Here is a 10746-nt window from a genome sequence, read left to right on the forward strand (position 1 = left end):
GGTGGGTCAGTTAAGTCTGTATTGACTGGTGCACCGCTATCGGGAGCAAGCCCCCTCCCACATTGACCGCATTTACCATCAAACAATAATGCTGAGCACCCCACCATGACCCGGCAAAACCTGTTCCTCGGTATCGACTGTGGCACCCAGGGCACCAAGGCCATCGTCCTTGATGCTTCCAGCGGCAAAGTCCTGGGCCTGGGCGCCGCCGCGCATACACTGATCAGCGGTGCCAACGGCCGGCGCGAGCAGCACACTCAGGAGTGGCTCGACGCCTTTACCGAAGCCACTCACCGCGCCCTGCAACAGGCTGGTGTGGATGGCCAGGACATCCTCGGCATCGGTGTTTCCGGCCAACAGCACGGGCTGGTCTTGCTCGATGACCAGGGCCAGGTACTGCGCCCGGCCAAACTGTGGTGTGACACCGAAACCACGCCTGAAAACGAGCGCCTGCTCGCGTATCTGGGGGGCGAACAAGGCTCGCTGGAACGTCTCGGTGTGGCGATCGCACCGGGCTACACCGTGTCGAAACTGCTCTGGACCCGCGAACAACATCCGCATGTATTCGCCCGCATCGCCCATATCCTGTTGCCCCACGACTACCTGAACTATTGGCTGACCGGCCGCGCCGTCGCGGAATACGGCGACGCTTCAGGCACCGGTTACTTCAATGTGCGCACCCGCGGGTGGGATCTGGACCTGCTCCAGCACATCGACCCCAGCGGCCGCCTGGAGGCCGCGCTGCCGCAGCTGATCGAGGCGAACCAGACGGTGGGCAGCGTGCTGCCGGCCATCGCCGAACGCCTGGGCATCAATCCCGGCGCGGTGGTTTCCAGCGGTGGCGGCGACAATATGATGGGCGCCATCGGCACCGGCAATATTGCCCCGGGCGTGATCACCATGAGCCTGGGCTCATCGGGCACCGTGTATGCCTTTGCCGACCCACCCAGCGTCAGCCCGCAGGCATCGGTGGCGACCTTCTGCTCATCCAGCGGCGGCTGGCTGCCGCTGATCTGCACCATGAACCTGACCAATGCCACCGGGGTGGTTCGCGAGTTGTTCGAGCTCGACCTGGCGGCATTCAACAGCCTGGTCGCGCAAGCCCCGATCGGCGCCGAGGGCGTGAGCATGCTGCCGTTCCTCAACGGCGAACGCGTGCCCGCCCTGCCCCACGCCACCGGCAGCCTGCACGGCTTGACCATGACCAACCTGACCCGTGCCAACCTCTGTCGCGCCGTGGTCGAAGGCACCACCTTCGGCCTGCGCTACGGCCTGGATCTGCTGCGCCAGACCGGCCTGCAAAGCCAGAGTATCCGACTGATCGGCGGTGGCTCGAAAAGCCCGGTGTGGCGGCAGATGGTCGCCGATATCATGAACACCGAAGTGGTGTGCACCGAACAAAGCGAAGCCGCCGCCCTGGGCGCGGCGATCCAGGCCGCGTGGAGCCAGTCCGGCGAATCCCTGGCCAGCCTCTGCGACAAATGTGTGAGTGTCGACCCCACCAGCCGTACCCTGCCGGTGGCAAGCAATGTCAGTGCCTATCAACAGGCTTACGAGCGCTACCAGCAGCTCGTGGCAACCCTTTAAGAGCGAACGACTATGTATCTGGTGTGTGGCGAAGCGCTGTTCGATTTTTTCAGCGAAGAAGATGCCAGCGGGCAGGCTTCCAAGGTCAATTACAAGGCGATTGCCGGGGGATCGCCGTTCAACGTGGCGGTGGGCCTGCGCCGTCTCGGTATCGCGGCCGGTCTGTTCGGCGGGTTGTCGACCGACTTCCTGGGGCGACGCCTGCTGCAGGTGCTCAAGGACGAGGGCGTAGATGAGCAATTCCTGGTGGAGTTTGCCGCGCCCACCACGTTGTCGATGGTTGCCGTGGGTGCCAATGGCTCGCCGCAGTACAACTTCCGTGGTGAAGGCTGTGCCGACCGACTGCTGGAAATCGCCCATCTACCCGAGCTGGGCGCAGACATTCGTGGCTTGCATATCGGCTCATTTTCACTGGTGGTACAGCCGGTGGGCGACACCCTGCTGAGCCTGGTCAAGCGCGAAAGCGGCAAGCGTTTGATCAGCCTCGACCCCAACGTGCGCCTCAACCCGCAGCCGGACATCCAGCTATGGCGCGACCGCGTGGCCGAGCTGGTCAAGCATGCCGACCTGATCAAGGTCAGCGATGAAGACCTGCACCTGCTCTACCCCGAGCAATCGCCGGAAAGCGTGCTGCAAGGTTGGCTGCAGCACCGTTGCCAGCTGGTATTCCTCACCCGCGGCGGCGATGGCGCCAGCGTATTCAGCCGCCAGCACGGCACGTGGTCGCAACCGGCAGTCAAGGTGGTGATGGCCGATACCGTGGGGGCGGGTGACACCTTCCAGGCTGCGCTGATTGCCTGGTTGACCGAGCAACAGCTGGATTCGGTGGAGGGCCTGCAGCAGCTGACCCGCGCGCAGGTGGACAGCATGCTCGGCTTTGCCATCCGCGCCGCCGCCATGACCTGCAGCAAGACCGGACCGGACCTGCCGTATCGCCACCAGTTGGGTTCATGAAGGTTTTGTCAGCCAGGAAAAAATTAATCGATGGTTAATCCCGCCGGTCGACAGTGAAGTCGAACCCTTTGCGGAGCACCATCATGAAACTGCGTACCTTACTGTTTACCGGCCTGTTCACCGGCACATTGGCTCTGGCGGCAGGCTCGGGCATGGCCCAGGCCGATACCTCGCCGGCTGCGGCCAAACCCGTGCAATATCAATACGGGATGCCATTGAACATCGACAGAGTGATCGCCATGCACGAAACCGATACCGACGAGTGCAAGGTCATCAATGCGGATATCAAATTCGTGGACAAGGCAGGCAAGGTGGAAGACGTGAGCTACCGGAAGATGTCCGAAGCCTGCGACTTTCAGAACTGAGTTGTGAATGAAGCATCAGGAAAATGCACACCCCGCCCGCCTGCTCGCGGCGGCCACGGTAACGGCACTGGGCCTGGGATGTATCCAGGCCCACCGGTCTTCAGTCACTCAACCTCAGGCGTCGGCCTAGTAATAGCCACGTCCGCCAACTCTTTGCAGGACGGGTGCATGGGCTTGCCGGAGGTCTTCACGCAACCCGGTGATCAGGTTGCAAATGGCTCGACTGCTGTCGAGTGTGTCCGCGTTTATCCCTTTGACTTCCAAATCCACCCGGTCACGATCCTGGTCGTCAAAGACTTTGATCGTCAGCGAAGCATCTTCGGCTTTGGTGCATTCGCACCGTTTGGGCAGGAAACTTCCTTCAATAATGCTGCGAAGTTCTAATTCCGAAAGCATGACCAACCTCTCCTTATATTTATGAGACTGCCAACTACATCATGGTGTGTCCGGCAGGCATGTGCCCTGCCACGTCTTGCCGACCCTGGAAGACGCTTACCTCCATCAGCCTACTCGGCAAACTCAAGGTGCGTTGTAACCATTCCTCATAAGCACACCGCTGATTCATATAACTTGACGCATGCCCCGTTTATACCGCGTGAACTTTCGTCGAAACCCGCTGATTAAACGTTTAACTTACGCACTTGTATTAAACCGGACCTTGTGCGGCGACCCTTTCAGCAACATGTCGTAAACTATCAAAGTTGATATTAGCCCCTGAATTAACCGCCACCAACGTTTGCCCGCGCACATCCCGTTGCGCCACATAACGGCGTAGCCCAGCCACCGCCAGTGCGCCGGAAGGCTCGGTGATGGCGCGGGTATCGTCGTAGATCAACTTGATGGCACTGCACAATTCGTCGTTACTCACAGTGATGACTTCATCCACCCAGTTGCGGCAGATCTCAAACCCGTACGCGCCGATCTGCGCCACCGCCGTGCCATCGGCAAACCCATCGACACTGGGCAGCACCACCCGCTCGCCCGCTTGCAGGGCGGCCAACAGGCAACTGGAGCCTTCGGACTCGACCCCGACGATGCGCACTTGCGGCCGCAGGTATTTCACATACGCCGCGATGCCGGCGATCAAACCACCGCCCCCCACCGGCACGAAGATCGCGTCCAACGGCCCCTGCTGCTGACGCAGTATTTCCATGGCAACCGTGCCTTGGCCGGCAATCACATCCGGGTCATCAAAGGGCGAGACAAACGTGCAACCCGAGGTCTCGACCAGTTGCAGCGCGTGGGCCAGGGCCAACGGGAAGCTTTCCCCATGCAGTACCGCGTCGGCGCCACGTGAGCGTACGCCCAACACCTTCAACTCCGGCGTGGTACACGGCATGACAATGCGCGCGCGGATCCCCAGCTCACGCGCCGCCAGCGCCACCCCCTGGGCATGATTGCCCGCCGACGCCGTCACTACGCCTCGGGCCTTTTGTTCGGCCGTCAGTTGCACCAGGCGGTTGTAGGCCCCGCGGATCTTGAAGGAGAACGTCGGTTGCAGGTCTTCGCGCTTGAGCAACACCTGGTTGCCCAGCAGCGCCGACAGCGCCGGCGCGGCTTGCAAGGGCGTGCGCACCGCCAGGTCATAAACCGGCGCGGCGAGGATCTTTTTCACGTAGTGCTCAAGCAGGCTCGTGTCGGTGGCCTGGACGGCGCGGCGGGTAGTCATGGGTGGCTCCTGGTGGTGTGTGAGGCGCCCAGGAGTCGGAAAAACAAAACCCGCCTCTAGGGCGGGTTTGGGTGCAGCCGTGTGCTATCCCGCCAAATGAGGAATGGCGGTAATAATGCTTGGCTGGCTGCGGAAGGCTTGAAATGTCATGCAACGAAATTAACCGGCGACCCGCAGGCAAGTCAATGCTCACGCTCCATTTATCCGCCGGGCTTTACGAGCGATATATGAAACATATACGCTTTGTATATTCCATTTACGCAGTGAATCCTATGGGCATCATCAAGATCACCGACCCGTTGCACGAACAACTACGCCTGGCCAGCGCCGCCATGGACCGCTCCATCAACGCCCAGGCCGAATTCTGGATCAAGATCGGCCTGCTCGCCGAGCTCAACCCGCACCTGCCCTACAACGAACTGATCAACAAGCTGTTGCTGGACAAACCCGACCTGATCCGAGGCCGCAGTTGATGATCAAGACACCCGCACAACTGGTCGTGATGCGTGAAGCCGGGCGTCTGCTGGCCCAGGTGTTTACCCTGCTCGACGGCCTTGTCGCCGCCGGCCGCTCCACCCTGGAGCTGGACAGTGCCGTCGAGGCATTCATCCGCAACGACCTCAAGGCCCGCCCGGCGAGCCTGGGGCAATACGACTACCCGTTCTGCATCAACACCTCGATCAATGAAGTGGTGTGCCATGGCATGCCCAGCGCCAAGGATATCCTCAAGGACGGCGACATCATCAATATCGACATCACCCTGGAAAAAGGCGGCTTTATCGCTGACTCCAGCAAGATGTACATGATCGGAAATGTGGCCCCCAAAGCCCAGCGGCTGGTGGAAAAGACCTTTGAGGCGATGTGGGCCGGCATCCGCCAGGTCAGGCCCGGCGCACGGTTGGGGGATATCGGGCATGCGATCCAGAGCCATGCGCAGGCCAATGGGTACAGTGTGGTGCGTGAGTATTGCGGCCACGGGATTGGGCGCCAGATGCACGAAGAACCGCAGATCCTGCACTTCGGCCGGCCCGGCACCGGGATGGAGTTGCGTGAAGGGATGGTGTTCACGGTGGAGCCGATGCTCAATCAGGGCAGCTCGAAAGTGCGCAGCCTGAAGGATGGATGGACCGTGGTGACCCGGGACAATAGCTTGTCAGCACAGTGGGAGCATACCGTGGCGGTGACGGCGGACGGGTTCGAGGTGCTGACGCTGCAGCCCGCCGTTTGACCCGCTTGTTGTAGGAGCAAGCTTGCTCGCGAAAACCCCGCAGGCGCCGCGTTCATTCAGGCAGCACGCGTTATCGTTGACGTTTTTCGCGAGCAAGCTCGCTCCTACAGGCGGCAAACACCGGGTATTACCAGACCTGCCCCTGGCGCTTCAACTCCAGGCGCCGCACAAACTCCTCCAGCACCAGGCCGTACAGGTCATCTTGCAGGTAGGCATCTTCGATGCCTGCATCAAGGTTGGGGTTGTCGTTCACCTCGATCACCACCACCTTGTCGCCGGATTGCTTGAGGTCCACGCCGTAGAGGCCGTCGCCGATCAGGTTGGCGGTTTTCACCGCCAGCTCTACCACCGCCTTGGGCGCTTCGTGAACGGCCAGGGTGCGGCACTCGCCGTTGATGTCCTGGCCGATGGCTTTGTGGTTGTAGATTTGCCAATGGCCTTTGGACATGAAGTACTGGCAGGCAAAAATCGGCTTGCGGTTGAGAACGCCGATGCGCCAGTCGTACTCGGTGTAGAAAAACTCCTGGGCCAATAACAGTACGGAATGTTCGAACAACTCGGCAGTGGCCTTGAGCAAGGCCGCCTGGCTTTCCACCTTGATCACGCCACGGGAGAAACAACCGTCGGGGATCTTCAACACCAGCGGGAAACCCAGACGTTCGCCGACTCGCTCGAAATCCTGCGGGCGTTCCTTATAGAGGATTTCGGTGGCGGGCATGCCCAGTTGATGGCTGTTGAGCAGGTCGGTGAGGTAGACCTTGTTGGTGCAGCGCAGGATCGATGCCGGATCGTCCATCACCACCAGCCCTTCGCTCTCGGCCTTTTTGGCGAAGCGATACGTGTGGTTGTCGACGCTGGTGGTCTCGCGGATCAGCAAGGCGTCGTATTCGGCGAGGCGTGAGTAATCCTTGCGCTCGATGAGTTCCACATCAATCCCCAGGCCCTTGCCGACCCGCACGAAGTTCTCCAGTGCGCGGGCGTTGGACGGTGGCAGTTGCTCCTGGGGATCATGCAGGATCGCCAAGTCATAACGCGCCAATCGACGGGAGCGCGGTTGGCGCCAGATCTTGCGGCTGTAGTTGTCCAGGGCATGGGCGAACTGGTCTTCCTGATCATCGCGCAACTTATGCAATACGCCGGACTTGACCCCTTCGATATGCCAACCGTTATGTTTGCGAAACTCAACTAACAAAATCGGACAGGGGAACGTTTCAAATAGCTGGCGGGCCAATTCCTGCAACGCGTCTATATGCGTTCGACCAAAGTAAAGGGTCAGGGTAAACCCTTCGGTATTGCTGTAAAGATGATGACTCAAGGCTTTATCGAGGGTTTTATCCAAGTTATCCAGGGACAAGCCATACAGCGACTTCCTGGTCAATTCACTGATGGTGCGCACCGACGGAATCACCTTGTGCCCGCGCGCCTCGGCCAGCAACGAGCAATAGTAACCGTGCCCCAGGTACTTGTAGCTGCGGCACAGGTTGATGACCTGCACGCGCTTGCCCGGCTCGCTTTCGCGGGTTTGTTCCAGGTATTCCTGGGCAGTGACGATGTCTTCGCTGGGAAAGTAGGAAGCCCAGTCTTCCTTGCGTTCGACAATGATCACAACTTGGCTTGGACGTCTGGGCACGCTGGAAAAATAACCCTCGGAGGTTATTGTCGCCGCGACAGTTTGCTCGGATACTTCACGCCAATGACTGTTTACCGCCGACATAATATTTGATCCGCTTTAGAGAACTCGACCTTTTCTATTAAGCACGATCTTTTAGAGAAGTCCCGTTTCGTTACGCAACTTTTACGGCGGTCATATGGCTCTTTCTTTGCGCATTGCAACCTTGGCGGACGTGCCCGAATTGATGGCACTGGAACAGCAGTGTTTCACCAGCGATCGGCTTTCGTTACGCAGTTTTCAGTGGATGATCAGCCGAGCGCATGGGCAGTTGTGGGTCGCTGAACGTGACGGGCAGTTGCTCGGCTATGCGCTGCTGCTGTTGCGGCGCGGCAGCGCCCTGGCCCGCCTGTATTCGATTGCGATCACCCAGGCTGCGCGCGGCTGCGGCCTGGGTGTGCAATTGCTGACGCATATGGAGGCCCGCGCACGGGAGCAGGGCTGCGCCGCCCTGCACCTGGAAGTGCGCACCGACAACCCGGTTGCCCTCGCCTTGTATGAGCGCAACGGTTATCGGCGCTTCGCCCTGATCAACGACTACTACGCCGACCACACCGCCGCCCTGCGCCTGGAAAAACCGCTGCTCAGGCCACCTGTTTGACCCCGGCCCTGGCCTCCAGCTCGCGCACCAGCGGCAATACGCGCTGGCCGAAGTACTCTACTTCCTCCTGGAAGTGCAGGAAGCCGGCCAGCACCAGGTCCACTCCCACGGCCTTGAGCGCAACAATGCGCTCGGCGATTTGCTGCGGTGTGCCGATCAGGTTGGTCTTGAAGCCGTCGTTGTACTGCACCAGGTCCTCGAAGCTGGACTTGGCCCAGTTGCCCTCGCCCTCCGGTGACGCTTGACCGGCCTGACGGGCCGCATCGCCAAAGGCATTCACCGCTTGCGCATCGGCCTTGTCGATAATCTCCGCCAGTACGGCCTGGGCTTCTTCTTCGGTGTCGCGGGCGATCACAAAGGCATTCACGCCGATTTTAACCGCATGGTGATTGGCTGCGGCCTTGGCGCGAATATCATCGACCTGGGCCTTGATGCCTTCGGGGGTATTACCGTTGGTGAAGTACCAGTCCGACACCCGCGCCGCCATGTCCCGCGCGGCCCGCGAGCTGCCGCCCTGGAACACTTCCGGCTGGCCGAGGGGCTTGGGTTTGAGCGTGTAGTTGTTGAAACGGTAGAAGTCGCCCTTGAAGGTGAAGTCGTCCTGGCTCCAGATGCCTTTGAGGGCGCGGATAAACTCCTCGGAACGGCGGTAGCGCTCATCGTGCTCCAACCAGGGCTCGCCAATGGCCTGGAATTCGCCCTTGAACCAGCCGCTGACGATGTTCACCGCGATACGGCCGTTGGTGAGCTGGTCGATGGTCGCCAACTGCTTGGCCGCCAGCGCCGGTTGCCAGGGCCCCGGCAGGATCGCGGCGATGACCTTGAGTTTGGTGGTCGCCGCCAATAGCGCATGGCTGAACGCCACGGATTCATGCTGGTTTTCCGCACCGTAACCTGCGGTAAAGCGAATTTGCGTCAGGCCGTACTCAAAGCCCGCCGCTTCGGCCAATTGCGCCAGTTTGCGGTTGTAGTCGATGCCCCAATGGGTGCGTTGCTCGATCTTGCTGACCACCAGCCCACCGCTGACGTTGGGTACCCAATAGGCGAATTTCACGGTTTGCTGACTCATCTGGCTGTACCTCACACAAGGGATGTACGAGGGCTTGAGCAGCAAGCATGCCAGGCTCAGGCAAAGGCCCGTGCGACAGGCGCTGCGGCGAATAAAGCGGGTCGGCACGCCGGGCGGCGGCTGGCGCGCAACCCGTCTATTTGTCGATCCGCTGTTGCTGGAGCAACAGTGCGCCGCCGCGCTTGCCCCGTAAACACTGGCCCGCAGGCCCGGCACGGACTGTGCAATTGCCTCAGGACTTGATCACTGCCAAGGAGCTGTTCCCCATGACTGAGCAACACATCATCAACCCGCTGTCCGTCGGCGTTGACTACGCCACCTTGGCCGCACGGTTCCGGCCGATCTTCCAGCGTATCGCCGAGGGCGCGGTCGCCCGCGAACACACCCGTACCCTGCCCCACGAGCCGATCGAGTGGCTCAAGCAAGCCGGTTTTGGCGCCGTGCGGGTCCCAGTGGAATACGGCGGTGGCGGCGCCTCGTTGCCCCAGTTGTTCGAGCTGTTGATCGAGCTGGCCGCCGCCGATTCGAACGTCCCCCAAGCCCTGCGCGGGCATTTTGCCTTTGCCGAAGACCGCTTGAATGCAGCACCGAGTGCCGGACGCGACCTGTGGTTCAAGCGTTTTGTCGACGGCGACCTCGTCGGCTGTGCCTGGACCGAAATCGGCAATGTCGCCATCGGTGAGGTGGTCACGCAGGTCAGCCCCGACGGCGATAAGTGGCGGCTCAACGGTGAAAAATTCTACAGCACCGGCAGCCTGTTCTCGGACTGGATCGACGTCTACGCCCAGCGCAGCGACACCGGCGCCGATGTGATCGCCGCCACCCGCACGCACCAGCCTGGCGTGGTGCAAAGCGACGACTGGGATGGTTTTGGCCAGCGCACCACCGGCAGTGGCACCACACGGTTTATCGAGGCGCAGGTGGAAGCTGAAAACGTCATCGACTTTTCCACCCGCTTCAAATACCAGACGGCGTTCTACCAGTTGGTGTTGCTGGCGAGCCTGGCCGGGATTGGCCAGGCGGCACTCAATGACGTGGCTCACCAAGTGCGCAGCCGCAAGCGTATCTACAGCCATGGCAATGCCGCGCATGTCAGCCAGGACGCACAGGTTCAGCAAGTGGTGGGCGAAGTCGCCGCGTGGGTGTATGCCGCCAAAGCCAGCGCCTTGAAAGCTGCCGTACCGGCGCAACGGGCCTACCTGGCGCGCTTTGCGGGAGACGATGCGGCAGAACGCGAAGCCAATGTGGCGGCTGAAATTGAATCGGCGACGGCGCAGGTGGTGGTGTCGGCATTGATCCAGCGCGCCACCACAGAATTGTTCAACGCGCTGGGCGCGTCGGACGTACGCCAGGGCAAAGCCCTTGACCGCCACTGGCGCAATGCGCGCACCGTGTCGTCCCACAACCCGGTGATCTACAAGGCGCGGATTGTCGGCGATTGGGTGATCAATGGCACCGAGCCGCCGTTTGTGTGGCAGATCGGCAATGGCCCGGCGGGGCTTAAAAAGTAAGGGGCAAGCCCTAATGCCAGTCAGTTAAGGCTTAACGCCGTCACTGTGGGAGGGGGCTTGCTCCCGATGGCGGTGTGTCAGTCACGGTTTCTG

General features: G+C 60.9%; 11 protein-coding genes and 1 pseudogene. 8 read left to right on the forward strand and 4 right to left on the reverse strand.

The features are described from left to right. Window positions 1-105: 105 nt before the first annotated feature. The 4 genes from xylB to ACQRBV_RS23360 all read left to right on the forward strand — a co-directional run bounded on the left by xylB (window position 106) and on the right by ACQRBV_RS23360 (window position 3036). Window positions 106-1587, forward strand: a complete 1482-nt coding sequence (gene xylB / locus ACQRBV_RS23345; protein WP_060757057.1) for a xylulokinase — start codon at window positions 106-108, stop codon at window positions 1585-1587. A gap of 12 nt (window positions 1588-1599) precedes the next feature. After that, complete coding sequence (locus tag ACQRBV_RS23350) at window positions 1600-2541, forward strand: carbohydrate kinase family protein (RefSeq protein WP_060757058.1); 942 nt, start codon at window positions 1600-1602, stop codon at window positions 2539-2541. Between the two features lie 83 nt (window positions 2542-2624). After that, complete coding sequence (locus ACQRBV_RS23355; protein ID WP_411983912.1) at window positions 2625-2906, forward strand: DUF2790 domain-containing protein; 282 nt, start codon at window positions 2625-2627, stop codon at window positions 2904-2906. Window positions 2907-2913: 7 nt separating this feature from the next. Then, on the forward strand, window positions 2914-3036 hold the full coding sequence (locus ACQRBV_RS23360; RefSeq protein ID WP_256679935.1) for a hypothetical protein: 123 nt from the start codon (window positions 2914-2916) through the stop codon (window positions 3034-3036). On the opposite strand, the gene ACQRBV_RS23365 is transcribed toward ACQRBV_RS23360, so the two are convergent. Next, a complete protein-coding gene (locus ACQRBV_RS23365) occupies window positions 3033-3302 on the reverse strand; it encodes a DUF1652 domain-containing protein (protein ID WP_060757060.1) in 270 nt (89 codons plus the stop codon). The two genes, ACQRBV_RS23360 and ACQRBV_RS23365, sit on opposite strands and share 4 nt — an antisense overlap. Window positions 3303-3552: 250 nt before the next feature. Next, on the reverse strand, window positions 3553-4575 hold the full coding sequence (ilvA, locus tag ACQRBV_RS23370) for a threonine ammonia-lyase, biosynthetic (RefSeq protein WP_081087100.1): 1023 nt from the start codon (window positions 4573-4575) through the stop codon (window positions 3553-3555). Window positions 4576-4847: 272 nt separating this feature from the next. Between ilvA and ACQRBV_RS23375 the strand changes: the two genes are divergently transcribed. Both ACQRBV_RS23375 and map read left to right on the forward strand, forming a co-directional pair. Beyond that, window positions 4848-5048, forward strand: a complete 201-nt coding sequence (locus tag ACQRBV_RS23375; RefSeq protein ID WP_060757061.1) for a ParD-like family protein — start codon at window positions 4848-4850, stop codon at window positions 5046-5048. Beyond that, the gene (gene map / locus ACQRBV_RS23380; protein WP_060757062.1) at window positions 5048-5803 is read left to right on the forward strand and encodes a type I methionyl aminopeptidase; all 756 of its coding nucleotides are present in this window, start codon (window positions 5048-5050) and stop codon (window positions 5801-5803) included. Before ACQRBV_RS23375 ends, map begins: the two co-directional genes overlap by 1 nt. A gap of 127 nt (window positions 5804-5930) precedes the next feature. Here the strand turns inward: map and ACQRBV_RS23385 are convergent, their stop codons facing one another. Further along, window positions 5931-7517: a RimK family protein gene (locus ACQRBV_RS23385; protein WP_232965986.1), complete on the reverse strand. Its 1587-nt coding sequence runs from the start codon at window positions 7515-7517 to the stop codon at window positions 5931-5933. Between the two features lie 94 nt (window positions 7518-7611). Between ACQRBV_RS23385 and ACQRBV_RS23390 the strand changes: the two are divergent. After that, window positions 7612-8061: pseudogene (locus tag ACQRBV_RS23390) on the forward strand (GNAT family N-acetyltransferase); the annotation flags it as partial. Here ACQRBV_RS23390 and sfnG read toward each other — a convergent pair. Next, window positions 8057-9142, reverse strand: a complete 1086-nt coding sequence (gene sfnG, locus ACQRBV_RS23395) for a dimethylsulfone monooxygenase SfnG (protein ID WP_411983911.1) — start codon at window positions 9140-9142, stop codon at window positions 8057-8059. The pseudogene ACQRBV_RS23390 and the gene sfnG overlap by 5 nt on opposite strands. A gap of 266 nt (window positions 9143-9408) precedes the next feature. On the opposite strand from sfnG, the gene ACQRBV_RS23400 reads away from it, so the two are divergent. Beyond that, on the forward strand, window positions 9409-10653 hold the full coding sequence (locus tag ACQRBV_RS23400; protein WP_090371410.1) for an acyl-CoA dehydrogenase family protein: 1245 nt from the start codon (window positions 9409-9411) through the stop codon (window positions 10651-10653). Window positions 10654-10746: the final 93 nt, after the last annotated feature.

The sequence above is a fragment of the Pseudomonas sp. R11F genome (genome assembly GCF_050312575.1).
GTDB classification, from domain to species: domain Bacteria; phylum Pseudomonadota; class Gammaproteobacteria; order Pseudomonadales; family Pseudomonadaceae; genus Aquipseudomonas; species Aquipseudomonas palleroniana.

Bases quoted from the DNA above. Each gene is read 5' to 3' on its own strand.
- xylB (WP_060757057.1), top strand. From the start codon at position 106: ATGACCCGGCAAAACCTGTTCCTCGGTATCGACTGTGGCACCCAGGGC.
- map (WP_060757062.1), top strand. From the start codon at position 5,048: ATGATCAAGACACCCGCACAACTGGTCGTGATGCGTGAAGCCGGGCGT.
- ACQRBV_RS23400 (WP_090371410.1), top strand. From the start codon at position 9,409: ATGACTGAGCAACACATCATCAACCCGCTGTCCGTCGGCGTTGACTAC.
- ACQRBV_RS23350 (WP_060757058.1), top strand. From the start codon at position 1,600: ATGTATCTGGTGTGTGGCGAAGCGCTGTTCGATTTTTTCAGCGAAGAA.
- ilvA (WP_081087100.1), bottom strand. From the start codon at position 4,575: ATGACTACCCGCCGCGCCGTCCAGGCCACCGACACGAGCCTGCTTGAG.
- ACQRBV_RS23375 (WP_060757061.1), top strand. From the start codon at position 4,848: ATGGGCATCATCAAGATCACCGACCCGTTGCACGAACAACTACGCCTG.
- ACQRBV_RS23365 (WP_060757060.1), bottom strand. From the start codon at position 3,302: ATGCTTTCGGAATTAGAACTTCGCAGCATTATTGAAGGAAGTTTCCTG.
- ACQRBV_RS23385 (WP_232965986.1), bottom strand. From the start codon at position 7,517: ATGTCGGCGGTAAACAGTCATTGGCGTGAAGTATCCGAGCAAACTGTC.
- ACQRBV_RS23360 (WP_256679935.1), top strand. From the start codon at position 2,914: ATGAAGCATCAGGAAAATGCACACCCCGCCCGCCTGCTCGCGGCGGCC.
- ACQRBV_RS23355 (WP_411983912.1), top strand. From the start codon at position 2,625: ATGAAACTGCGTACCTTACTGTTTACCGGCCTGTTCACCGGCACATTG.
- sfnG (WP_411983911.1), bottom strand. From the start codon at position 9,142: ATGAGTCAGCAAACCGTGAAATTCGCCTATTGGGTACCCAACGTCAGC.